Origin of the sequence: Paraburkholderia fungorum, from assembly GCF_046027605.1 — a bacterium.
GTDB classification, from domain to species: Bacteria; Pseudomonadota; Gammaproteobacteria; order Burkholderiales; family Burkholderiaceae; genus Paraburkholderia; species Paraburkholderia fungorum_F.
Genome location: NZ_JAQQEF010000008.1, coordinates 245929 through 270222 on the forward strand (window position 1 = coordinate 245929; position 24294 = coordinate 270222).

Sequence of the window (24294 nt, forward strand, 5' to 3'; positions counted from 1 at the left end):
TCTCCAGCTTAATCCTGCCGAGGCGCGCGCACCGCGTTCTTCGGCCGGAACGCCTTCACCACATTGGCGTTCGTTTCCACATATGGGCCGCCGATCAGGTCGATGCAATAGGGCACCGCGGCGAAAATCCCCGGCACCTTGACCGCGCCGCCTGCTTCGGCGTCACGCAAGCCTTCCAGCGTTTCCTTGATCGATTTCGGTTGACCCGGCAGATTGACGATCAACGCCGCGTGATCCGCGGTTTCGCGGATCACCGCCACCTGGCGCGACAGAATCGCCGTCGGCACGAAATTCAGGCTGATCTGGCGCATCTGCTCGCCGAAACCCGGCATCTCCTTCGTGGCCACGGCCAAAGTCGCTTCCGGCGTCACATCGCGGCGTGACGGGCCGGTGCCGCCGGTTGTCAGCACCAGATCGCAGCCCACTTCGTCCACCAGTTCGATCAGCGTGGTGGAAATGGTGGGTGCGTCGTCCTGAATCAGGCGTGTAACCACCTGAAAAGGCGAAGTCAGGGCCGCGCCGAGCCATTCCTGCAGCGCCGGAATGCCTTTGTCCTCGTACACGCCGGTGGACGCGCGGTCGCTGATCGACACGAGGCCGATCACGATTTCATCGGGATGCTGACGTGCCACCTTATGGGCGGCCTTATTCGTCGCGGTCGTCATCGTCGTCTTCCGGGCCTTCGTCAGCGTCGGAATCGGCGCCGGCAGACGGTCCGTCCGCGTTCTTGATCCACTGGAACAGCTCGCGGAAGTAGCGCGGCGGCTTGCTTTGCAGCGCTTCCTTGCGGGCGTTGCGGATCAGTGTGCGGCCCTGCTGCGGGTCCACATTCGGGTGCTGGCGGATGAATTCGGTCAGCGCGGCGTCGTCGGCGAGCAGTTTCTCGCGGGTGCGCTCGATCCAGTGAAGCTTGGCCGTTTCCGCCTTGTTGACGCCGTTATAGGTGTCGAGCGCGGTGCGCAGCGCGGCGATTTCCTCGTCCAGCAGCGAGCGCATCACACGCCCGACGTATTGCACCTGGCGGCGCTTGCCTTCGTGATCGGTGATGCGGCGCGCTTCGCGCACGGCGTCGTCGAGCTTTTCGGGCATCGGCATGCGCTTGAGCGCGTCTTTGGGCAGTGCGATCAGCGCCGAGCCCAGTTCCTGCAGCTCGTGCATTTCGCGCTTGAGCTGGGACTTGCTGGGACGGTCGTAGCCGTTCTCGTCGACTTCCGGCTCGGCGGATTCGATGGGTTGAATGCGGGTTTTGCGTGTCATACCGATATTGTAGCGTGCCGCGCCCGCCGAACCTGCCGTGCTGCTGTGCACAAGGGCTCACACGCCGGTTTTTGCGAGCGGCCAACCCGGCAAGCGGCAATGAGGGCAGGCGCACCTGTTTCTGGCGCACGAGTGAGGCGAGTGAACCCAGTTGAGTGAACCCGGCGAATTACCCAGGCGAATTACCCAGGCGAATGCGCTCGGCAAAAGAGCCCCTCGAATGCCAGGTACAGCTTCGCGTACCTTGCTATGATCGCGGGATGCGTGATCACGCAAAGGCGCACGCAACGCATTGGTAAATGGCACGTGTCAATGCGTAAGCACGTGCGCGGCATGGGCGAACACACAGGGCCGCTCGGCCCCGAACAGGACGGCAACGACAATGGCAGCAGACATGGACGTCAAGCAGCGCTTTTTTCCGCACACCCAGGATGAACTGAAGGAAATCGCCTCGGACATCCTTCGGCACGCGAAGTCGCTCGGCGGTACCGACGCGGCGACCGAGATTTCCGAAGGCGACGGCCTGTCCGTCTCCGTGCGGCGCGGCGAAGTCGAGACGATAGAACATAACCGCGACAAGATGGTCGGCGTGACGGTGTTCATCGGCAACAAGCGCGGCAACGCGAGCACCTCGGACTTTTCGTCGCAGGCATTGAAGGACACGGTGGCGGCGGCGTACAACATCGCGCGCTTCACCGCTGAAGACGACTGCGCGGGCCTCGCCGAAGCAGAACTGCTCGAAACCGCGCCGCGCGATCTCGATCTGTATCACCCGTGGAATCTGTCCGCGGACGAAGCGGTGGAAATCGCCCGCCGCTCGGAAGACGCCGCGTTCGCCACCGATCCGCAGATCAAGAACTCGGAAGGCGCGAGCGTCTCGGCGCAGCACTCGCAATTCGTGCTGGCCACGTCGCGCGGTTTCCTCGCCGGTTATCCGTATTCGCGCCACTACATCGCGTGCGCGCCGATCGCCGGCAGCGGCCGCAATATGCAACGCGATGACTGGTATACGTCGACCCGCAGCGCGGGCGACCTCGCCAATCCGGAAGCAGTGGGCCGCTACGCGGCGCAACGGGCGCTGTCGCGCATCGGCGCGCGCGGTCTCGACACGCGCAAGGTACCGGTGCTATTCGAAGCACCGCTCGCCGCCGGCATTCTCGGCGCGTTCGTTCAGGCAACGAGCGGCGGCGCGCTGTACCGCAAGACCTCGTTTCTCGTCGATAGCCTCGGCAAGCCGGTGTTCGCGCCGCACGTGCAGGTGGTCGAAGATCCGCACGTCGCGCGTGCCATGGGCAGTGCGCCGTTCGACGAAGAAGGCGTGCGCACGAAGCAGCGCTCGGTAGTGAAAGACGGCGTGGTGGAAGGCTATTTCCTCTCGACCTATTCGGCGCGCAAGCTCGGCATGCAGACCACCGGCAACGCCGGCGGCTCGCACAATCTGTCGCTGCGCAGTTCGAACACGCGTCCGGAAGACGACTTCGAAGAGATGCTGCGCAAGCTCGGCACAGGGCTGTTGCTGACCGAACTGATGGGGCAGGGCGTGAACTACGTGACGGGCGATTACTCGCGCGGCGCGTCGGGTTTCTGGGTCGAGAACGGCAAGATCCAGTATCCGGTCGAGGAAATCACCGTGGCGAGCACGCTGCAGGAGATGTTCCGCCATATCGTCGCGATCGGTGCGGATACGATCACGCGCGGCACCAAGGAAACGGGTTCGGTGCTGATCGAGCGGATGACGATTGCCGGGCAGTAAGCGGTTTGGCTAGCCGGCTGCGGACTGCTCTGCTCGCAGACCGGTAGCCGCTGGATAGGGCAACAAGCGGAAAAAAGAAACGCCACGCAAGCAGTTGCGTGGCGTTTTTCCTGGTGCGCGCGTTATAGGCTGGTTGCCAATGTTCGACGCTCTGGACAGAGGCATGAAGCGCGAAGCCAAAGCCCAAACCGCCGCGCCCTCAAGCGCAGCGCGAAACCTCAACTAGCCTTGCGCTTGTAAGTCACGAACGCATAGTCGAAGTCATTTGGCGCGTCCGCGCGATGCGTCTCGTGCGCGACTTCTTCCCACTCGTTTTCATCGAGTTCGGGGAACGTGGCGTCGCCTTCGAAGTCGGCGGAAATCTCGGTGATGATCAGTTTGTCTGCCTGACGCAGACCTTCCGTGTACAGCTGCGCGCCGCCGATCAGAAACGCCTCCGGTGCCTGGTCCTGGGCGGCGAGCTGCAGCGCGTCCTGCAGGGTGGTGGCCGCGTCGCAGCCCTGAAAGCGCCGCGTGGCATCCCGTGTCACGACAATGTTGCGGCGTCCCGGCAACGGCCGGCCGATCGATTCATGCGTCTTGCGGCCCATGATGATGGGCGCGCCCATCGTGGTGCGCTTGAAGAACGCGAGGTCTTCGGGAAGTCGCCAGGGCAACTGGTTGTCGCGGCCGATCACGCCGTTATTGGCGCGAGCGACGATCAGGGTGAGCGTCGTCATCGAATGGAAAGGGGAACGTAACCGGGATGATTCTACCTGAGGCTTGCGAGCGCGCGCCGCACGCCCGGCGGCGAGGCCGCAGGACGGGGCGCTGACCGGAGCGGCCGCGCCGTAGCGCGCCGCGCGGCACAACCCGCTGCCGCGCGAGCCGCGCCGTCACTCATGCGAAGGTTCGTCGGCGGCAAACGATCCAACCGACGCCTTCTCGTCAGCCGCACTCAACTCCCGCAGCCCATGCTGACCCATCAGCCGGTACAGCGTCACGCGCGAAATATTCAGATCCGCCGCCGCCTCGTTCAGCCGGTGCCGATGCCGCAGCAGCGCTGCTTCGATCGCGCGCTTCTCAGCGGCTTCGCGCGCCTGCGACAGACTCATCGTCTGCTGCTCGGTGAACTGCGCGAGATCGAGGTCATCGGCGGAAATCAGCTTGCTCTCCGCCATCACGATCGCACGGCGCACGCGGTTGATCAGCTCGCGCACATTGCCGGGCCAGTTGTAGTTATACAGTGCCTCGATCGCCGACGGCGTAAAGCCGCGGATCTTGCGCGCGTTATCGGTCTTGAACTTATGCAGAATGTGATGCGCGAGGATTTCGATATCCTTGCCGCGCGCCCGCAACGGCGGTTCGTCCACCCGCAGCACGCACAGGCGGTGAAACAGGTCGGCACGGAACTGTCCCTCGCGCATCGCGCCTTCAAGGTCGACGTGGGTAGCCGAAATGATCCGTACGTCAACCGGAATCGATTCGCGGCCGCCGAGGCGTTCGATCTTGCCCTCCTGCAGAAACCGCAGCAGGCTCGCCTGACTTTCCAAGGGCAGATCGCCGATTTCGTCGAGCAGCAGCGTGCCGCCATCGGCTTCTTCGACCCGGCCGATCTTGCGCTGATTCGCGCCGGTGAACGCGCCGCGCTCATAACCGAATAGTTCGGATTGCAACAGATGATGCGGAATCGCCCCGCAATTGATCGCGATGAACGGCGCCTTGCGGCGCGGCGAGCGTTCGTGAATCGCGAGCGCGGTGAGTTCCTTGCCGGTGCCTGACTCGCCGGAGATGAACACGCTCGCGTCGGTGTTCGCCACCTTGCGGATGGTGCGAAAGAGTTGCTGCATCGCCTCGCAGGTGCCGACCATTTCCTCATCGCCGGATTGGTTCACGGGCGCCGCGAGTTCCGGCTCGCACAGCGTCACCATACCGAAGGCGTGGCCGACCAGATAGTCGATCGTCGCGTTCGCCACCGGCATCTTCACGTAGTCGAAGCAGTAATGGCGCACAAGGCGCCGCACTAGCGGATCGTTGAGTCTTTCGTTGGTGGCGAGCGCGATCCAGCCGACTTGCTGCTGACGCAAACCCGCTTCGAGGCCACCCAGATCGCGCGGCGGGAAGCTCGCCAGATCGACGATGCCGGCGCAGCCCGCGTCGGGCTTCGCGAGTCTGCCGAGTTCATGCGCCGAGCGCGCCACCGCGACGTTCCAGCCGCGGCTTCGCAGATGCGCGACGAGAGTATCGTCCGGCGTGCGCGCGACGTACAACAGCATGCGTGCGGCGCGTGCATGGGCGGATGGCGCACCGCTCGCGCCCGCGGCCGGCGCACCGATCGAAACCACCGCCGCCACCGCGGCGCATTTCGTTACGGCTTCGACGGGGCGGTCCGCGGGCAGCGCGCGCGTCATATGCGATCCCGCTCCCGCCACCGGAGCAACACTGGTCAGATGAGGTGATTCACGCACGTTCGACCTCGTATCGTTGGCACACGTCTAATAAAACGCCCCAAGTTTGCTTGCCTGCTCGGGGGCCTGGCGCGAAGCGTCAGGTTTTGGAACACTCAAAACGTGTAGGGAAACCGCACGCCGACCACGAAGTTCGGCGCGTCCGGCGTCAAGCCGACGGAGACCGAGCCGTTGATGGTCAGATGCTTGTTCACCACATGGTTCAGGCCGAAATTCAGCGCCGCGGCCGTGGTTTCGCTGCCCGGCACTTTTTCATACGAGCCGCCTGGCGCACGCGTCTTCGATTCGGGTTCGAGCGCCATCGTGTACGAGATGCTTGCCGAATCCTTGTCGGAGAACGCCAGCGCCACGCCGCCGCCGAATTGCACGATGTCGCCGAGCTTGACTGTCGCCGGCTGGGTTTGTCCCTGCACCGACGAAATATCGGCGAACGAGCGCGCAATGTTGTAGGTGTACGAAAGACTGCCGAACAGCACCACCGGGTCATACGTCTTCAACAGCGAGACGCCGGCCGTGATGTTCCAGAAGCCGGTCCCGGTGGGCAGCTTGCTCGGCGCGACGAGGTTGGTGTTGTCGTTGTCGACCTGAATCAGCTTGTCGCCGAACGGCGACGAACCGGTCGGCGCCTTGATGCGCAGACTGCCGACCACGTCGGGCAGACTATTGGTCTCTTTCAGGAACTGGTAGTAGATCCCGAAGTTGACGTCGCCGATATCGCTGCCGTTCACCGACGCGTCCGACAACGTGCTCGCCGCACCGCCCGCGCCGCCGACGATGAAGTTGCTGTGCCGGTAGATGTACGGCACGTCGACATCGATACTCATGCGGTCGGTCAGGCCGTAGCGCGTATCGAGATCGGCCATCACCTGGTGCGACTTGGTCTCGCCCAGGTTGATGTTGCCGAGGAAAATCGCGTCGAGCGCGAGGAAGCCCGACAACTGCAATTGACGGCGATCGTAGTAGGTATCGCTGATGCCCCAGTCCAGCGTCAGCTTGTGGTCGAAGAGCGGCGCATGTTCGCGTTGCACGACAGCTTCTTCGGCCTGGGTGCGCACCGGCTCGGCGGCTTTCTGGGTCTGGCCGATCGCGCCGCTGCCGTCGGTGGCGGCCGGCAAACCGCCGGCGGTGTTGCTCGCATTGCCGCTTTCGGGCGGCGGCGGGTTGACCGGCACGCCGGTCGCCGTGCCCGTGTTGCCGCCCGGCGCGGGTGCGCCGGGATTGATCTGGGCGAGCGGCGGCAGCGGTACCGGCAGGCCATCGGCGCCGGGCTGTTCGGCCACGGCTTCACTGCCTGCCGGCGCACCGTAGCCCGGCATGCCGCGGCCGCGTTGCGCCATTTCCAGATTGGTGACCTGCCGCTCGAGTGAGTGAATTTGCCGCTGCTGCTCGTCGACCACCCGCATCAATGTATTGAGACGGTCCTCGACGGATTGTCCGGCGAGCGCCTGCGCGCCCGCCGCTTGCGAAAGTGCGAACAGCATCACGGCCGCTGGAATGGCCGCGAGTGCCATGCGCGGCACCTTTGTCGATGAAGAATTATTCATTTTGTGTTCCCCCGGTGTTCCGGCGGCGCGCCCCCTGTCTCCCGGCGACGTGCCGCTGTATCAGTACTGCATGTGCTGCTTTGCGCGGGTGGCGGCCCGCAGGGTCCTCTCCTTCATTTCCTGTTTTGCAGAGCTTGTAGTACGCCGAGCTGACGAATCATTGCCGCCGACATCTGCTGGGTCTGCAGATGTAATTGCAATGCGTTGGCGACTTGCTGGTTATTGCCTGCAATCTGCAGCAACTGGGCGATTTGCCCGTTGCCTGGCGTGATGGTCTGGGTAGCGAGCCCGGCCGGAGTCTGCAGCGCCACGTTGATACCGTTGCTGCCGAACGAGATGCCGGCTTTGATCGAACCGGTCGAATTGCTGGCCGCTGCTGACGGGGCATTGGCGGTGCCCGCCAGCGTCACGGCATTACCATTGAAATCAATCAGCGCGGAATTGGAGCCGGCGTTGCGGTCGCCTGCCACTTGCGTGACTTGTGAAACGCCGTTGACCGAAATGCGCTGTCCGCCGTTTGCCTGCGCGTTGGGGTTGGCCCCCGAGTTGGCGCCGGAACTGCCGGGGCCGCCGCCCGTCACGCTCGCAAACGTGTTGACGCTGCTGCTGACCTGTCCGGCTGCGTTCTGCGCGGCAGCGAGCGTGCCTTGCGCGAGGGCGGTCACGCCGTTGGGCAATTGCCATTGCGAAATGACGTTCAGAACGAAGCCGGAAATCATCGTGGCGCCGGCATATTTGCCGGTCTGGCTGGCGAGAACATCGTCGTCCACCATCTGCACCTTGATGGTGCCGGAGTCGATGTCGTGAGCGGCGAGAAATTCGGGCACCGGCGGCGAGCCGGCGCCTTGTGATGCATAGGCGCTGCTGCTCAGGCCGCACAGCGTGGTGCAGATTGCGAGGCCTAGCTGGGAAAGGTGGCGCTTCATGATTGGGTCAGAACAGGTCTGCCTTGATCAAGCCGTATTCGACAAAGGGAGTCGCCGCTGTGCCGTTGGCCAGCGCGCTGGCGCGAAGCTTGAGCGCGAGCGACTCGTTGTCCTGCAACAGCGGTGAATCCTCCCTGAAGGGTTTGCCGAGGACCGCGAACACCAGGCCGTTCCAGGTTCTGGCGAAGTCCTCTTCGAGCACGATGCGATTGCCGAGCGCCGGATCCGCAATGAAGACGCGCCCATCCTGGGCATGCTTGACGATCACGAAATGCTCGTACCCGTCGATGTTCATCAGAACCATCACGGGAATTTGCAAGTGTTGGAGCGCGTCGGCGTTGACCCGGAAGCCGCGGCCGCGCAAACCGATGGTCTCGACGAACTTCTTCATGTCGAGCATCGAGAAGCCATTTTTGACGACGACTTCGGGCGTCGAGAAAACCATCATCCGGCGGATCAGTTCGGTCTCCGGAATGTCGATGCCGTAGCCGTATTTGAGGAGGGTCGCTAGCGCCGCCGCACCGCAGCTGTAATCGAACTGCTGGTTGACGATGTGGTTGTACCGGATGTCGCGCATCGAGCGCACCGTCTTGGTCAACGGAACGCCCACGAAAGTGGACGTGTCGATGCTCGCCTGTGCGTAGCTGTTGCTGACGCACAAAGTGCAACCGGTCAGCGCTACAGCGAACTGTAGCGCCGGGAACCCCTTGAACCCGGACATGCTGGTCTCCCGCTTATCCACGCGCCGGCCGCTTCGATGGCTGCCGGCGCGCGCCTCCCTCTGCTTTCAGGCTTCTTCTATCTGGCTGGCGCCTGAGTGCCGCCTTATTTGCCGCTGTTGAGCGCGGCGATTGCCAGGCCGTTGTGTTGCAGGTTGCCCGCGCCGCCGGCGATATTCACGCCGATGTTGCCGGATGCATTAGCCAGCGAATTCGCACCCAGCATCGCGGTGCCCTGGAATTGACCCGTGACCGTCATGCCGGCGGTTTGCGAGTTGTCATCCGTGGCGACCATGGCCGTCGTCAGCGCGTTGGCCGGCTTCGTCGTCGTGACTGCACCGGCGAGGCTGTTGTTCTGCACGTTGCCGATACCCGACGCGACGTTCACCCCGACATTGCCCGTCACGCCCGACAGCGAGCCATCCCCGATCGACGCATTCAGATTGAAATTGTTGATATGAGCGGTGCCGCCCGACGATTGCGCGTTGAAGATCTGCGCATTGCCGAACACGTTGCCGATGTCGACTGAAGCGAGCGAGGTGTCGTTGCTCTGGGCGTTGCTGATGCCTTCGGCGATGTTGATGCCGAGGTTGCCCGACACGCCGTTAGCTGCATTGGCGCCCGTGGTCGCCGTCAGCGTGCCCGCCACTTGCGTGTTGGTGTGCTGCGTCACCGAACCCGTGGTCGTTACGTCCGTCGTGGCCAGGTTGGCGTTGACGCTAAAGGCTGCGGCATAGCCGTCCGATGACGACGACTTGCTGTTCGCGTAGCCGGACGATTGCTCGCCGACCGCCGCGTAGCCCGATCCCTGGTTGGCGTTGTAGCCCCACGCCTTGCCTTGTCCGGATGCTTCTGTTGCTTCGAAGCCGCCGGCGAGACCCGACGTGTTGGCGTAGCTCGATTCGTTATAACCGGCGTGGAGTCCGCCGCTTGCATGGGCCGAGCCTTCACCGAAGAACGGGGTGTTGAAGCCCTGATAGTTATAGCTGCCGCCGATCGAGCCGCCGGCTGCGATATGGCCGCCCGCGTTCTGGCTGGTGTGGGTGAAGCCGCCTGCAATGCCGGCTGCCTGCTGGCTGGTTTGATAGCCGCCGCCCGTCACCGCGCTGCTTTGATTGCCGTACGCGTAGCCGGTCGATGCCTGGTAGCCTTGTGAGCCGGATGCCGACGACGCATGGCTTTGCGAGAATCCCACGGAGGCCGAGCCGCTGCCCACGATCGACGCCGAAGTGTTGTTGACGCTCGTCGTCACCCGGCCAGTCATGTAGCTCTGCGCTTGCGGGTTGAGCGTCGCATTCACTGTGACCGATTGATTATTGTTGACGACGGCGCCAGCCGTGCTGGACACGTGCACGCAACCGTACAGGCCGACCAGACCCTCGACGCCGATCGCTTCACCGATCAGCGTGGCATTGAATAGATAGGCCTTTTGCGGCGCGGCGAATGCGCTGCTGGATGCGGCGACGAGGACGGCTGCAGCAATAAGAGTGCGCTTCATGATTCGCTCCGATACTTTAAGTTTGGTCAGTTAAAAAAAGTGCCCGCCGGGGGACGGAGCACAAAACTGTTTGCCGTGGCATTACCGGCGCCGGCTGTCTGGTTGATCTGGACGATCCCGCTGACGTTCTTGAAGGCATCGCTGGAGATGTTTGCTTCGCGTACGTTATGAACCCCGACTGATTGACCCAGACCGCCGTTTTTCGGGGCCGTCGCGGATAGCTCCCCATCCGAGACGGTCTCGACTCCGAGTGCAGCAGTACCTAACTGAGTGCTGTTGCGCTGCAGATTCCCTGCTCCGGCGGACTGGTTCACCAGCACCGCGCCGGATGTATTCGAAAAAGCATTGGCTTCGATCGAGGCCCGCGCATTCGTGACCCTCGCGGCCACCGAGGCGCTCTGCACGCTGGCGTTGTCGTTGCCGACCATGCCGCCGTTCGACACCGTGACCTGATTGAGCTGCGCGTTATTGATGCCGGCCGTCTCATTGACCGTGAACGCGCCGGTGACGCCGGCGCCCGCGCCCTTGCCGATCGTGGCGTCGGCGCCGACCGTCGGCACCGCCTGGGCGTGGGCATGGCTCGTCACGAGGGCCGCGCCGCTCAGGCAGACGCACAGCGCCGCATGCAGTGAACGGACTTTGAGCGCGCTCATTTCAGACCTCCGAGCGCACCGGAGAGCGCATTCGAGAGCGGCGCCAGCGAGCCCGTCACCGACGACGTGATGGTTCCGCCGATACCCGGGCCCGGCATGCCGATGCCGCCGGCGTTCAGCGCGACGTTGTTGCCGGTCGCCTTGCCGCTCAGGATCTGCGTGACCGCCTGCATGCCGGTGCCGCCGAGCACGCCGCCTTGCGCCACACCACTCGAGCCGTGCGCATTCGTCAGATCGGTATCGCCGACCAATTGGGCGACGGCCGGATTGAAGCTATTGGCCGGGAAGGTGGTGGCGCGCACCGCGACCGGGTCTTCGCTGCGCGGCACCGGCACGAAGGCATCGCGCGGGGTGACCGTGCGCTCGACAACGATGTCGCCCGGATTGACGCTCTGTTGCGCGATGGCGTCGACGGTGAAAGATGCGGTGAGCAGGGCGACGAGGCTTGCCAGGGCCGCGGGCAACACGTTGGGCGACGCCGCCAGCGGCCTGTGTGCGCCGGGCGTCCGGATGGAAGTAGTCATGTCGGTCCTTGCTCTCGTCTTGTTCGCGTGTGGTGTGTTCGGTACGCCACAGCCGCCGATTTGCATCACTAATTTGTTCGGGCTACTTTCTTTGGTAATTGGCGACGTTGCCCTGTGCAGCGCGCGCGGCGTCGACCGGAATCGGCATCGGCGAGGGCGGGGCGATCTCGTCCCACAGCGTCACGCTGCTGCCGCCGCCGTTGCCGCGCATCAGCTGCGGCGTCGCGGCCACCATCAACATGCCGATCGCGCCGCCGCGTTGCCGCGACAGCATCTGGTCGTCGAGCGAAATATCGTTCACGGATGCAGCGTCGGCCGGGATGCGCAGTACGTTGCCGGCGAGCTGACGGATTTCAGTGGTCGTGGTCGCTGCGGCAGCCGACGTGTCCGGCGGGGCCACCACTGCGAGCGTCGTGTTCGCGAGGGTGGCGGAGCCGGCATCGGCGGTTTCGGCCAGCGTGGCGGATTGCGGCAATGCGGATTCCTGTGCATTGACGCCGGCGGGCAGCACGATTAAAGCCACTGCGGCGGCGCAGAGCGCGGCGCAAGAGGCAATGCTGCTCAGGTCGATGCGGAAAACGAGTCGCATGATGTGTCTCCTTGGTGCATGGCATTTAGCGAAACATGTGCCATGAGTCGCAATCCATTGATGTATCTGGCGGCGACCTGCAGACCTCGGAGTAAGCACGGAGAAATCGGACAAAAATGTTTCAGCGCTGAAACGGACGGCAGAAAATACCTATAATTCGTTAAATCTGACGGTATGAACTACCTTGGGGTGAACGCTAGGAAAAGCGCTTCCACAATCGTTTTATTCATAAGGTGAATAAGTATTGATCGCCTGCCAGGCCTTGCTGGGAAAGGGGTCCCCGATTAAATTCGCATAATTGTTTTCCTAGTGGCGCGCGTATAGTAAGCTCTCGAAAACAGCTTCAGATTTAAAAAAGCCCGCTAACGGGCCGTCTCAAACACACACGCCGCTTTCTTGGGGATCAGCTGTCCGCACGGAATGGAATGGCCGTTCGGTTTTTGCTATTTCGCGAATCCCGAACGAGTCAGCGTGTCTGAACTCCGGTTCAGGTGCGTGCGTCATCCTTAACGTTCGTTGACGAGAGGATCTGAATAATGGAACCCGCAACGCGGCAACTGATTTACGTTTCACGCGATCCGAGCGCGGAATTGAATACTCGGTTTCATCAGCGCGGCTGGCATGTCGAAGTCGTGGGGTCGGCGCGCGACGTGCGCCGGGCGGTTCGCGCCGGAATGGCGGCGGGCGGCCTGCTCGATCTGTCTAGCGATTTTCAGCCGCACGAAATCGCCGCCTTCGAGTCCTGCCTGACCATGCCAAACGTGGGTTGGGTCGCGGCCACCATGCCCGGACAATTGCAGGACGCCGCCTTGCGCCGGCTGGTGCGGGACTATTGTTTCGACTATGTTACGGTGCCTTACTCGGGTGACAGGATCGTCGATTCGGTCGGTCATGCATACGGCATGATCTCGCTGGGCGAGCCGGCATCGAACGACGGATCGCAAGGCGCCGAAGGCGAAATGGTCGGCTCGTGCGACGCCATGCTCGCGCTGTTCCGTTCCATCCGCAAAGTGGCGATGACCGACGCGCCAGTGTTTATCTCGGGCGAATCGGGCACGGGCAAGGAATTGACCGCGGTGGCGATCCACGAACGCTCGGCGCGCCGCAATGCGCCTTTCGTGCCGATCAACTGCGGCGCGATTCCGCCGCATTTGCTGCAATCCGAACTATTTGGCTACGAGCGCGGTGCGTTCACCGGCGCCAATCAGCGCAAGATCGGCCGCGTGGAAGCGGCCAACGGCGGCACGCTGTTTCTCGACGAAATCGGCGATCTGCCGCTCGAAAGCCAGGCGAGCCTGCTGCGCTTCCTGCAGGAACGTAAGGTGGAGCGGCTGGGCGGGCATGGTTCAATCGACGTCGACGTGCGCATCATCTCGGCAACTCACGTGGATATGACGTCCGCGATGATCGAAGGGCGATTCCGCTCCGACTTGTATCACCGCCTGTGCGTGCTGCAAATCGACGAACCGCCGCTGCGAGCGCGTGGTAAGGATATCGAATTGCTCGCGCGGCATATGCTGGAGCGTTTCAAGAAAGATGCAAGCCGCCGTCTGCGCGGTTTCGCGCCCGACGCGATCGCGGCGCTGCATAACTACGGCTGGCCGGGCAACGTGCGCGAGTTGATCAATCGCGTGCGGCGCGCCATCGTGATGTCGGAGGGCCGCGCGATTACGGCACGCGATCTCGAATTGGCCGAATACGTGGAGATCGTGCCGGTGTCGCTCGCGCAGGCGCGCGAAGCGGCCGAACGTCAGGCAATCGAACTTGCGCTTCTACGTCACCGCGGCCGTCTCGGCGACGCCGCGCAGGAACTCGGTATTTCGCGCGTGACGCTATACCGTCTGTTGTGTTCGCACGGCATGCGCCATATGGAAGGCGAACCGCTGGCCACGCCGCACGGCGACTTGCCGGCCTCAGTGCCGCATCTGTAGGCTGCATTTGCCGACCTGACCGACTTTAGCGGGCCACAAAATTTAGTGAGCCCGAAAAGGCCGGCAGCAACTGCCGGTGGGCCTGCCATGGACGCTTCACGGCATTGATGGCACGGCCAGCGCGGGCCGGGTCCTGAGCGGCTCGATCTTCAATATTTTCTCCTCCGCGCGCCCGGGCCGGGCGCCGTCCGGCTTCGCTTGTTAAAATCGGGTTTTCCGCTCAATCTCCGTGGCGCCTGCGCCTGATCCAGGGGCACGCTTCGTCGAAGGAACCCGCATGAAACAATACCTCGACCTCGTCCGCGCGATTCTCGACACCGGCACGTGGCAGGAGAACCGCACCGGCATCCGCACCATCAGCATGCCGGGCGCCATGTTGCGCTTCGACCTTCAGCAGGGCTTTCCCGCGGTCACCACCAAAAAGCTGGCGTTCAAATCGGCGGTGGGCGAACTGGTCGGGTTTCTGCGCGCCTCGCGCAGCGCCGCGGATTTCCGCGACCTCGGCTGCAAGGTGTGGGACGCGAACGCCAATCAGAATCCGCAGTGGCTCGCCAATCCGTATCGCGAGGGCCCGGACGATCTCGGCGACGTATACGGTGTGCAGTGGCGCCAGTGGCCGGCCTACAAGGTGCTGGACGCCGGCGCAAGCGCGCAACTGGCCGACGCCATCGCGCGCGGCTTCCAGGTGGTGACGGAGTTCGAGGAAGACGGCAGCGCCAAGGTGCTGCTGTACAAGGCGATCGACCAGTTGCGGCAGTGTCTCGACACGATCATGCAGAATCCCGCCGACCGGCGGATTCTGTTTCATGCCTGGAACCCCGCCGTGCTGGACCAGATCGCGCTGCCGGCTTGCCACCTGCTTTATCAGTTCCTGCCGAACGTCGCGCGGCGTGAAATTTCGCTGTGTCTGTACATTCGCAGCAACGACGTCGGCCTCGGCACGCCGTTCAATCTGACTGAAGGCGCGGCGTTGCTGCATCTGGTCGGCCGGCTAACGGGTTATACACCGCGGTGGTTTACTTACTTCATCGGCGACGCGCACATCTACGAGAACCAGCTCGATATGCTGCAGCAACAGCTCACGCGCGAGCCGTACGAAAGCCCCGCCTTCGCGATCTCGGACCGGGTTCCGGACTATGTGAAAACCGGCGTGTATGAGCCGGAATGGCTCGAGAAAATCGAGCCGTCGGACTTTTCGCTGGTCGGCTACCGGCACCATGAGCCGCTCACGGCGCCGATGGCGGTCTGAACACGGTCTGAGCGTCGATTCGCAGCTGCTCAAAGAAACACCCCCGCGATGTGCGTTTACCCGTACCACAAAGGTGCTGGTAAACGGGCAGGCTTAGTGATTACTGCGAGCCTCTTCGGAGGCTCGCTTTTTTACGGGCATTGAAAGCCCATACGAACCTTGGCCAAGCGGCGTCGAGCGCTGCTGCGTTCGCGATTGCGGAGCTGCGCGGCGTCGACGAAAGAACGGTCGTGCAGGGCTGCACGCGCAACAGCGCAAAGCTCTTTGGCCTGTCACATATGGCTTGACGTCCTTCTTGTCCGGGCGACGACTAAGCAGTACTTCGCACGAAGAGCAAGAGCAAACTGTAGTCACTTTTATCCGCCGCACGCAAGGCGCTTAAGTAATGCGACCGGGCGTTATCCGCTTTAACCAATGTCCCGCCGCCGCCCCACGAAAACGGCTCTTGTTTCATGCTGCGCAAGAGCGCATCCGCCATCATTCGTGAGTGTCGACCATTGCCGTTCGGAAAGGGATGAATCCACACCAGCTCGCGGTGAAATCGTGCGGCAATCTCATCGGGCGGGAATGTGCCGTTGTCGACCCACCACCGCGTGTTACCGAAAAGGTTCCTCAGTTTGACGCTGACCTGCGTCCAGTCACATCCGATGTTCTTGTCGGACTTGCGGAACGTGCCTGCCCACGACCAGGTCTGGTCGAACATTTTCTTGTGAAGGTTGCGACAGAACTCTTCACCGAGGACATCGACCTTGCGTTGACGGCGAGCCCATTGCACGGCTTGCAGGATGTTCTCCTGCTCCCACTCATTCAGGTCGCCCTTGGTGGTCAGGTGCGTCGGTATCAGCCCTGCAAGCTCGTCGGGGTCGAGCGGTGTCTGGCCGTCCTGTTCGTCTAAATCTATCGCCATAGGTCGGACCAGCGGCCCCGGAGTAGTTCGGCCGTTCTCTGCTCAACCTGTTTGCGAAGTCGGTCGGTTGCCGGACGTTGGTCTTCCAGACTCATGGTGTGCGCAACTCCACTCACTTCCTGCAGGGCGATTGAGCGCGCGCGGTCTTCGACCACTTGAGTCAGTGGCTTTCTGGGCACCAGAGCATAGACCAGCTCGCAGTCCAGCCCGTCAGCCAACTTGCGCAGTTGTCCGAGCGTGATGCGCTCCTCAGCTTCTGCCAACTCCGATTTGTGCAGGGTCGAACCGGTAATGCCCAATCTGTCGGCTTGCTGTCGCTCCGTGAGCCCTAACGATTCTCGGATGGCCTTCAACCATCCACGCGGCGGGGGCCGACGGTTGGTCAAATCCGAGTACGCTGCGACCGACGCCTGGACCTGCTCAAGCCGGAGCTGCCTCATTCTGGAATCCATTTTGCTGGCCTATGGGCTATCAAAAATGCAACAAATGATAGCCCATAGTGAAGCGATTATCAATATAATGCTTCATTATAGAGAAGCAAATAAACGTGTATCGCGTCGTCATAGTGACGCATAATAGAATAAACTGCTTCATCATAATGAAGCACCAAATACCGATATGCTTCACCATACGGCATCAAATTTCACGCGTTTGTTTCCTTTTGCGGAAGCAAACGTCTCTGATTTGCTGAACTGCAAGCCAGCGGTTGCGAGGCACTTTGCATCCAACGTCGGTCGCCCGGTCTGATAAAAGGACGGCCGAACATTGACCCTTTGCGCATGTAGCACCTGGCCGTAGCTTTGTATTTCAGCCGAAGAAAAAGACCCGCAATCCCCTTTGGGACGCGGGTCTCAGCGTTAATTAAGCTCAAAAACCAACACCTTTGTGGGACGGGTAGCGATGCGAGTCGCGGGGGTTTTTTTCTTGCCGCCCTCCGGCCAGTTTGTCAGCGCGTTTCGCTGCGTACGTAAGCCCTCAGCCTTTGTGATGCTCGTCACGATTGTTGCCGCCGCCTGAATGCTGTTCGGCGTGCTGTGGTTGCGGCTGGGGACGTGGCTGTTCCACATGTTGCGGTTGAGGGCGCGGCTGTTGCACCTGCTGCGGCCGCGGTTCAGGGCGGGGCTGTTGTCCCTGTTGGGGACGTGGCTCAGGCCGAGGCTGCTGTACCTGCTGCGGCTCAGGGCGAGCCTGCTGAACCTGTTGCGGACGCAACTCAGGACGCGGCTGCTCTGCCTGCTGCTGCGACTGCTGCGACTGCTGCGACTGCTGCGGATGATATTCCTGACGCTGCTGCTGCGCCTGCTGCATCGGCTGCGGCCGGGGCGCCTGCGACGGTGCGCGTACTTCAGGCGGACGCTGAGCCTGCGCTTCCGGTTGACGCTGAGCCTGTTGCTGCGGCCCAGAACGAGCCCCCGGCTGGCGCCCCTGGTCCTGCGGGGCACCGCGTTGCTGTGCCTGTTGGGCCATCGGCGTGTGCGGCTGCGTCCATGCGGGCTCGTGCCGACCTTCCATGCCCGGTTGCTGACCCGCTTGCGCCGGCGCGCCGCGCTGTTGCGTATAAGCGTTCGGATTCGCGCCGTCAGCTTGCGGCGGATGCGGCACGCCATTCGACGGACGAGCTGCCTCGCCGGGTTGCGGGCGTGCGTTGGCGATTTGCGGGGGTATCCCCGGTCGTGCTTGTAGCGTGCCGCCACGTTGCGGTTGACCGTTGACTGGCGTTTCGCCCGGCCGCTGCCCCGCCTGTTGCATGCCGTTCGGCCTACCAGACGCACCAGGCGCACCAGGCGCACCAGGCGCACCCGGCGCGGCGCCCGGCGTCCGCCCGGCCAGATGCGACTGGACGACCCGCACGTTCTGCACCGGCATTACCCCCGGGCCGCCCGCCATGCGAGCAGGCACCGAGGTCCGCACGATCGGCGCGCCTGCGCCCGGCACCCGTCCGCCGCTCTGCGCAAAGCGTTGCGCGAGACTGTCGTGGTACGCGGCCGGCACGGCAGGACTGTGGGTGGCGACAACCGAACGCGACATCACGCTGGCCGGCGGACGGTAGTTCGCGTTGCGCTGGCCGGGCCCGAAGCTTTCCTTTACCGGCGCGATCACCGGACCGCCCGGATTGATCCGCGCGTTGCGCCACTGCTGCGGATCGACCTTCTGTGCGAAGCGGCCGACCGGTTGACCGTGCACGAAGGCCGTTGCCGGCACCGCGGTCACGCCGCCCGGCACACGATAGTTGATGTACGTGTTGTGAATGTTGGTCACATTCGTCACGTTGCGGTTGTAGTTGTTGACGCGGTTGTAGTAACCCGGGCTCCAGTGATCGTGACCGCCCCAGTTCGGATGCCACCGCTCGCCCGGGCCCAGCGGGAACCACGCGACGCCGGCCGCGACCGCGCCGCCAATCGCCAGGCTGACTCCCCAGTCAGCCCCGCCGCCGCCATCGCCGCCCACGAAAGCGACCAGCGCCGGGGCGTAGACAGGCGGTTCGTCGACCGCGACCGGTCCCGGCACCCATGCCCACGTGTCGTCGACCTGGGCCCAGCGGCCGTAGTGGTAGGGCGCGAAGCCCCACGGCGCATCGTCGACCCAGGTCCAGCCCCACGGCGCCTGCCATACCCAGTGGCCGTCGTGATAAGGCGCCCAGCCGGCGGGCGTGGCGCGCGGCACCCACACTTCACCGTATTGCGGGCTGCTGCGCCACGTGCCGTTGGCGTCGAGATCTTCGTAGCCGGGGATGTCGCGTGACACATAGCGTGCCGACACCGAACGGTCTTCCGTTGCGTCGCGGCTCGCCCCCCATTGATCGAAGCCGTCGAGGCCGGGTGCGCCGTTGTCGGCGACTTGCTGCAAGTTGGTGCCGGCGAAGCGGACCTGCTGGCCGGCGGCGACCGGTACCTGGCCGCTGTCGCCGTAGACGGTCACGCTGCCGCTGCGCACGGTGACCGTGGTGCTGCTGCCGTCCGGCGCGACGTCGACGCGATAGTCGCCGGGTCCGTTCAGGCCGAGCGCCAGATTCGGTGTGTCGATTTCGTAGGTGGAGCCGGGCGCCAGTTCGCGCACGCGCGCCGACAACGTACCCTGCGCGACCTTGAGTTGCGCGCTGTTGTCGTCGAGATTCAGCAGGTCGAGACTGGTGGACTGTCCCAGACGCACCGCAGTCGAGCCGATATGCAGTTCGGAGCGCGCGTTCTGATCGTTCCACAACTGATCGCCGGTCGTGAGCGGGCGATTGATCTGTGCGTACGACCAGTCGGTAGCGCCGGCGGGTTCGGTGGTGACGGTGCCGGCCGTGTAGTTCAGACGCGCAATGCGCCCTGGCGGGTCGGTGTTCTGGGAGTTCTCGGTGTTCTGTGCGGCAACGGCCGGTGGCGCCTGTTCGGCTTCCTGCGCGAAAGTGGCTTGTGCCGCAAGCATGAAGGCCGCGGCGGCGATCAGCGTGTTGCCAGTGAGCCGGCGTTTCGAATGTTGGGGTGGGGTCACTGTTTTCATGATTTATCTCCGACGGACGCAGCGTTTTGCCGCATCCGTGGAACTCACTGTACCCGCGCGGTTTGTTTCAAGGCCCCCACTTTTGTAAGGCTCTCTCGCGACCGTGTAACAAAAGGTCTCGATAAGGCTTTTCGTAAGCTGATTGCGCCAATGCTGTAATCGCGTCGATCAGTTAAGAAGGCTCAAGCGAAGGCTCAAGCGGCGAGGAGCCCGTCGAAATGGCGGTGGCCCGATGGTGTGATGCGCAAGATTCGCGGGCGCTCGGTATGCTCGACCCAGCCGTGTTTCGACCAGGATTCGAGCAGCGCCGCGCCGAGCGCGCCACCCAGGTGCGGACGCCGTTCACTCCAGTCGGGACAGGTGCAGGCGAAGCGGCGTCGGCGGCTCTTCTGGGCGGACATGTCGATGCCCCATTCGGCGAAGCGCACGGTGCCTTCGGCCGTGGCTTCGAGCGACGAGCCATGCAGCGTCAGCAGGCCGCTGCTGACCAGCCGCTCGAACACCCGCACCGACAATTCGCCTGCCATATGGTCGTAGCAGGTGCGGGCGTAGCGCATGTCCATCGGCACGGTGCGCACGGGTCGCGGCACGGTTCGTTGGGGCGCGCTGACCTGCGCGACGTTGGCTAGCGCTTCGATGGAGGCGGCGATATCCGGCGACGCGATCCGGAAATAGCGATGCCGGCCGCGCACTTCGAGCGCGAGCAAGCCGCCGTCGGTCAGACGCGCCAGATGAGCGCTGGCCGCCGACGGCGAGAGCCCGGCGATCATCGTCAGTTCACCGGCGGGGCGAGCGCTGCCGTCCATCAGCGCCCAAAGCATCGCGGCGCGGCCGGGGTCGGAGAGCAGCGCGCCGATACGGCTCAAGCCAGGGAAGTGGTTTTGTTCGTCTGCGAGGTTGGCGGGCATCAGGGCGTCTCCGGTTGGCGGCGCGCGTAGGGCGCCATGCAGTCCACTGTATCTGGCTGTCGTATTCGATGTTTCAGCTTAGCGTGAATTATCGAATGCGCTGGCTACGAAAACCTGGGGCGAGAGTGGGTGGGGGCTGCTGGACTGCCGTGCCTTTGTCGTGCGCCGCCGCTTTGGAGTCACGAAGGGCCGCCAGGCTAGAATCGAACTCTGTCTTTGTGGAACACGCTTCATGAAACTTCTTCTTGCCGCCGCGGCCGCGGTTCTGCTGCTAAGTGCATGCGCGCAGAGTGGTTCCGGTTCGAACTCAGGTGCGGGCACGGGCAGCATCACGATGTACGGCACGATCGACGAAGGTATTTCGGTTCGTAAGTAAGCCTCAGGCAGGCTCAGAGCGGACCTAAAAGAGGTCCCAGGCAGGCCCGAAACAGATCGCAAACAGGCCCGAAACAAGTCTTAAGCAGGCCCCAAAGCAGGCCCAAAACAGGCCAGAACGGGCGGCCAAATGCAGGCTCAAAAGCCGATGCGATCGGGTTTCGGCGGGTGAGTGTTGCGGCTGGCTGAAATTGATGCATCATTGGCATTCCTGCCACCATCGACCGTGTGACGATCAGGGCATTGCCACCCTGCCCTCCGAGGCCTACCGATGCCGCCGTCCGCCGCAACCTGCACCGTTTCGTCCACCGCTCCCGCCGCAGCGTCCCCCGCTGCATCTTCTCCGGCCGCGAGCCAAACCGGCTCCGGCCATTCCGATCCTCACGGCCGCCGCGCCGCGCGCGTGCTGGCGGTTTGCCAGGCGCTCTACACCTCATCCGTCTCGATCGATCTGACCTTGACCGGGCTGGTCGGCTATACGCTCGCCGACGATAAAGCGCTCGCCACCTTGCCGTTCTCGCTGATCACCGTCGCCGCCGCGCTGACCACGATCTTCGCGTCGTTCCTGATGGCGCGCGTCGGCCGGCGCGCGGGCTTTGTGCTTGGCGCGGGCGTCGGCGCGCTGGGTGGGGCCGTTTCAGTCTGGGCGATCTTTCATCACAGTTTTTGGGCGTTCTGTGCCGGCACGGCGACGGTCGGTGTGTTTCAGGCGTTCGCACAGTACTACCGGCTGGCAGCCGCGGATGCTGTCGGAATCGAAGGCAAAAGCCGAGCGATTTCGACGGTGCTCGCCGGTGGCGTGGTGGCGGCCGTTTGCGGCCCGCTTCTCGCCGCATGGAGTAAGGACTGGCTCGCGCCGGTCGCGTTTGCCGGCTCGTATGCGCTGGTCACCGGCTTCGGGCTCGTATCGATTGCCATGCTGGCGCTGCTGTATCGCGACGCCGCGCCGCCCGTGAGCGCGGCTGCGACTCACGAGCCGGCCAGACCGCTCGGTCAGATTGTGCGTCAGCCGATCTTTGCCGCCGCGCTCGCCAACAATGCGCTCGGCTATGCCGTCATGATGTTCGTGATGACCGCGACACCGATTGCCGCGCTCGCGTGCGGCCACACGATCGGCGACGGCGCGTCGATCATTCAATGGCATCTGGTCGGCATGTTCGCGCCGTCGCTGTTTTCCGCGCGGCTGATCAGGAGCTTCGGCGTGCTGCGGGTGATCGGCGCGGGAATCGTGCTGTCGGCGCTGTGCGGTGTGCTGGCGCTGCGCTCGACCGATCTGCCGCACTTCTATGCGGCGCTCGCGTGCCTGGGTGTCGGCTGGAATTTCATGTTTGTCGGTGGCTCGACGCTGCTCGCGCAATCGTACCGGCCGTCCGAGCGGGCCAAGACTCAGGCGACCAGCGAATTCACGACCTTTGCGTTCTCCGCGCTGGGCTCGCTGTTCGCCGGGCAATTGCTTGCGCGCTTCGGCTGGGCGACGATCAATGCCGCGATTTTTCCGCTGCTTGGGATGGCGGCGTTGGCCACGCTTGGGTATGCGTGGTCGAACAAGCGGCAAGCTGCCGGAAGGGTCTCCTGATGGTTGCGCGTCATATTGTTTTCGCGGTCGCTCCTGATCTGGTGTTGCTCGATGCGTGCGGGCCACTCGAGGCGTTCTGGCGTGCCGAATTGACTGTGGCGGCAGCAGCTGCGATTGGCGGCGCCGTTGCTTTTGTCCCTGCGGGGGGATCGGTCGGTGTTGATCGAGCCGAGGAGCAGGGCGGATCAAGCGGATCAAACGGATCAGGCGCCTCAAGCGCCTCAAGCGCCTCAACCGGCAGCTCCCCCAATCCAATCGCCTATCGCACGACCGTCGCGTCGATCGAAGGCGGCGTGTTACAAACCTACCCAGGTCTGCCGGTTCTCACCGAACGACTCGATTCGCTCGACGGCCAGCCGATCGACACGCTGATCGTCCCCGGCGTCCCGATCGACGAACACTGCACACTGCAGCCGGAACTCGTCGCATGGATCAGGCGCCGCGCGCCGCAGGTGCGGCGGATCTGCTCGGTCTGCACGGGCGCCTTCTATCTGGCGGCCGCGGGCCTGCTCGACGGCCGCCGCGCGACCACCCATTGGCAGGACGCGCCGCATCTCGCGCGCCGCTTTCCCAACGTGCGGGTCGACGCCGATCCGATCTTCATCCGCGACATCGGTCACGGCGAGGGCGACGGCGAGGGCGTGGTGTGGACTTCAGCAGGTGTAACGGCGGGCATCGACCTGGCGCTGGCGTTGATCGAAGAAGATGTCGGCCACACGGTCGCGATGCAGGCGGCGCGGCGACTGGTCGTGTTCATGAAGCGGCCCGGCGGACAGTCCCAATTCAGTGCGGCACTGGCCGCGCAAGCCTCGGCGGGCGGACCGTTCGAGGCACTGCATAGCTGGATGGCGGTCCATTTGCGCGACGACCTGTCGGTCGAGCGGCTCGCCGAGCGCGCGCGGATGAGTCCGCGGACGTTCGCGCGGCGCTACGTCGACGAAGTGGGCCGCACGCCGGCCAAAACCGTGTCGGCATTGAGACTGGAGGCGGCGGCGCAGGGGCTAGCGGAGACGCGCCGGCCGCTTAAGCGGATTGCGCTCGACTGCGGCTTCGGCAGCGAGCAGAATTTGCGACGTGCCTTTGTGCGGCGCTTCGGGGTGTTGCCGCTCGAGTATCGCGAGCGTTTCGAGTCCGCGGTTGAGCCACATCGCGCGGGGGCTTCCGCGGCCGCGGAGGTGAGCTGAGGGCGAGCCGGCGTGCCCCGCGAGGGGCGATGGCGACCCGCCACGCCGCCAACCGAAAGCTCGACGAAAGCCCGAAGCCCATCCAGACCGCAATCCGGCAAGATAACCCCACCCGACCCGCGACGGAGTCAATATTGCGCTCGTATAATCGCCTCCTTTAAATGCATCCGATTGACCGGAGTCAAGATGAGCACCCCTGCCTTAGCGCCACTGGACCGTTCCGAAACCACTTTTCGCTTTCTTGCCGAACCGATCTCGGTCAACTTCGGCGGCAAGGTGCACGGCGGCGCGTTGATGAAGTGGATCGACGAGACGGCGTACGCGTGTTCGGCGGTATGGTCGGGCCGCTATTGCGTGACGGTCAGCGTGGGCAATATTCGCTTTCGCCGGCCAATCCTGGTCGGCAACCTGGTTGAACTGCGCGCGCGGATCGTGGCGACGGGCCGTACCAGCATGCATATTCACGTGTCTGTGCAGGCGGGCGACCCGAAAGGCGGCGAGTTGCTGCAAACCACGGACTGCCTCGTCGTGATGGTCGCCGTCAACGAGAACGGCCATCCGGTTCCGGTGCCGGCGTTCGTGCCGGAAACGGAGGAGCAGAAGCGCCTCGCCAAATACGCAATGGATGTGAAGGAAGCACTCGATGCAATCGTCGAGCTGAAACCGGAAGAAGTGGCGCAGGGGAAGGTTTAAGCGGCGCTTGCAGGCCACGCGATGATTGCCATCGCGCGGCCTGCTGTCTGACTCTCAAATCATATTGGGCAGCTG

Annotated in this window: 22 protein-coding genes; 7 read left to right on the forward strand and 15 right to left on the reverse strand. The window is 63.7% G+C overall.

Annotated elements, in window-relative coordinates; all coding sequences use genetic code 11:
- Positions 1-8: 8 nt before the first annotated feature.
- On the reverse strand, positions 9-665 hold the full coding sequence (mog, locus tag PQR53_RS16110; RefSeq protein ID WP_408455486.1) for a molybdopterin adenylyltransferase: 657 nt from the start codon (positions 663-665) through the stop codon (positions 9-11).
- Positions 646-1257, reverse strand: a complete 612-nt coding sequence (gene yjgA, locus PQR53_RS16115) for a ribosome biogenesis factor YjgA (RefSeq protein WP_408455488.1) — start codon at positions 1255-1257, stop codon at positions 646-648. Before yjgA ends, mog begins: the two co-directional genes overlap by 20 nt.
- A gap of 382 nt (positions 1258-1639) precedes the next feature.
- On the opposite strand from yjgA, the gene pmbA reads away from it, so the two are divergent.
- Entirely contained in the window at positions 1640-3010 is a 1371-nt protein-coding gene (gene pmbA, locus PQR53_RS16120) for a metalloprotease PmbA (RefSeq protein ID WP_323047685.1), read from the forward strand.
- A 218-nt stretch (positions 3011-3228) separates the two neighbouring features.
- Here the strand turns inward: pmbA and PQR53_RS16125 are convergent, their stop codons facing one another.
- The 9 genes from PQR53_RS16125 to PQR53_RS16165 all read right to left on the reverse strand — a co-directional run bounded on the left by PQR53_RS16125 (position 3229) and on the right by PQR53_RS16165 (position 11910).
- Complete coding sequence (locus PQR53_RS16125; RefSeq protein ID WP_408455490.1) at positions 3229-3729, reverse strand: dihydrofolate reductase; 501 nt, start codon at positions 3727-3729, stop codon at positions 3229-3231.
- A gap of 156 nt (positions 3730-3885) precedes the next feature.
- Positions 3886-5457, reverse strand: coding sequence for a sigma-54 dependent transcriptional regulator (locus tag PQR53_RS16130; RefSeq protein WP_408455493.1), 1572 nt, complete (start codon positions 5455-5457; stop codon positions 3886-3888).
- A gap of 95 nt (positions 5458-5552) precedes the next feature.
- Positions 5553-7001: a hypothetical protein gene (locus PQR53_RS16135; RefSeq protein ID WP_408455495.1), complete on the reverse strand. Its 1449-nt coding sequence runs from the start codon at positions 6999-7001 to the stop codon at positions 5553-5555.
- Positions 7002-7114: 113 nt separating this feature from the next.
- Complete coding sequence (locus PQR53_RS16140) at positions 7115-7927, reverse strand: peptidase C39 (RefSeq protein ID WP_408455497.1); 813 nt, start codon at positions 7925-7927, stop codon at positions 7115-7117.
- Positions 7928-7934: 7 nt separating this feature from the next.
- On the reverse strand, positions 7935-8648 hold the full coding sequence (locus PQR53_RS16145; protein ID WP_408455499.1) for a C39 family peptidase: 714 nt from the start codon (positions 8646-8648) through the stop codon (positions 7935-7937).
- 104 nt (positions 8649-8752) lie between these two features.
- On the reverse strand, positions 8753-10144 hold the full coding sequence (locus tag PQR53_RS16150; RefSeq protein ID WP_408455502.1) for a FapB/FapC family functional amyloid domain-containing protein: 1392 nt from the start codon (positions 10142-10144) through the stop codon (positions 8753-8755).
- Positions 10145-10170: 26 nt separating this feature from the next.
- Positions 10171-10797 carry a FapB/FapC family functional amyloid domain-containing protein gene (locus PQR53_RS16155; protein WP_408455505.1) on the reverse strand — a complete coding sequence of 209 codons (627 nt, stop codon included), beginning with the start codon at positions 10795-10797 and terminating at the stop codon, positions 10171-10173.
- Complete coding sequence (locus tag PQR53_RS16160; protein ID WP_408455508.1) at positions 10794-11321, reverse strand: FapA family amyloid fibril periplasmic chaperone; 528 nt, start codon at positions 11319-11321, stop codon at positions 10794-10796. Before PQR53_RS16160 ends, PQR53_RS16155 begins: the two co-directional genes overlap by 4 nt.
- Before the next feature lie 82 nt (positions 11322-11403).
- Entirely contained in the window at positions 11404-11910 is a 507-nt protein-coding gene (locus PQR53_RS16165) for a hypothetical protein (protein ID WP_408455510.1), read from the reverse strand.
- Between the two features lie 536 nt (positions 11911-12446).
- Here PQR53_RS16165 and PQR53_RS16170 point away from each other — a divergent pair.
- Together PQR53_RS16170 and PQR53_RS16175 are read left to right on the forward strand one after the other, a co-directional pair.
- Positions 12447-13841: a sigma-54 dependent transcriptional regulator gene (locus PQR53_RS16170; protein ID WP_408423329.1), complete on the forward strand. Its 1395-nt coding sequence runs from the start codon at positions 12447-12449 to the stop codon at positions 13839-13841.
- Between the two features lie 277 nt (positions 13842-14118).
- On the forward strand, positions 14119-15090 hold the full coding sequence (locus tag PQR53_RS16175; protein ID WP_408455513.1) for a thymidylate synthase: 972 nt from the start codon (positions 14119-14121) through the stop codon (positions 15088-15090).
- A 310-nt stretch (positions 15091-15400) separates the two neighbouring features.
- Here the strand turns inward: PQR53_RS16175 and PQR53_RS16180 are convergent, their stop codons facing one another.
- The 4 genes from PQR53_RS16180 to PQR53_RS16195 form a co-directional block, all read right to left on the reverse strand.
- Positions 15401-15997 (reverse strand): mobile mystery protein B, encoded by a 597-nt coding sequence (locus PQR53_RS16180; protein ID WP_408455516.1) that lies wholly within the window; start codon positions 15995-15997, stop codon positions 15401-15403.
- On the reverse strand, positions 15988-16449 hold the full coding sequence (locus PQR53_RS16185; protein WP_408455519.1) for a mobile mystery protein A: 462 nt from the start codon (positions 16447-16449) through the stop codon (positions 15988-15990). Before PQR53_RS16185 ends, PQR53_RS16180 begins: the two co-directional genes overlap by 10 nt.
- A gap of 523 nt (positions 16450-16972) precedes the next feature.
- Positions 16973-19483 (reverse strand): DUF6600 domain-containing protein, encoded by a 2511-nt coding sequence (locus PQR53_RS16190; protein WP_408455522.1) that lies wholly within the window; start codon positions 19481-19483, stop codon positions 16973-16975.
- Between the two features lie 194 nt (positions 19484-19677).
- On the reverse strand, positions 19678-20391 hold the full coding sequence (locus PQR53_RS16195; protein WP_408455524.1) for an ArsR/SmtB family transcription factor: 714 nt from the start codon (positions 20389-20391) through the stop codon (positions 19678-19680).
- Between the two features lie 232 nt (positions 20392-20623).
- Between PQR53_RS16195 and PQR53_RS16200 the strand changes: the two genes are divergently transcribed.
- From PQR53_RS16200 to PQR53_RS16215, 4 genes are all read left to right on the forward strand, one after another.
- Entirely contained in the window at positions 20624-20767 is a 144-nt protein-coding gene (locus PQR53_RS16200) for a hypothetical protein (RefSeq protein WP_408455527.1), read from the forward strand.
- Positions 20768-21037: 270 nt separating this feature from the next.
- Positions 21038-22342: an MFS transporter gene (locus PQR53_RS16205; protein ID WP_408455530.1), complete on the forward strand. Its 1305-nt coding sequence runs from the start codon at positions 21038-21040 to the stop codon at positions 22340-22342.
- A complete protein-coding gene (locus tag PQR53_RS16210; protein WP_408455532.1) occupies positions 22342-23526 on the forward strand; it encodes a GlxA family transcriptional regulator in 1185 nt (394 codons plus the stop codon). The genes PQR53_RS16205 and PQR53_RS16210 overlap by 1 nt, the downstream gene beginning before the upstream one ends.
- A 186-nt stretch (positions 23527-23712) precedes the next feature.
- A complete protein-coding gene (locus PQR53_RS16215) occupies positions 23713-24219 on the forward strand; it encodes an acyl-CoA thioesterase (RefSeq protein WP_179733481.1) in 507 nt (168 codons plus the stop codon).
- Positions 24220-24294 lie beyond the last annotated feature (75 nt).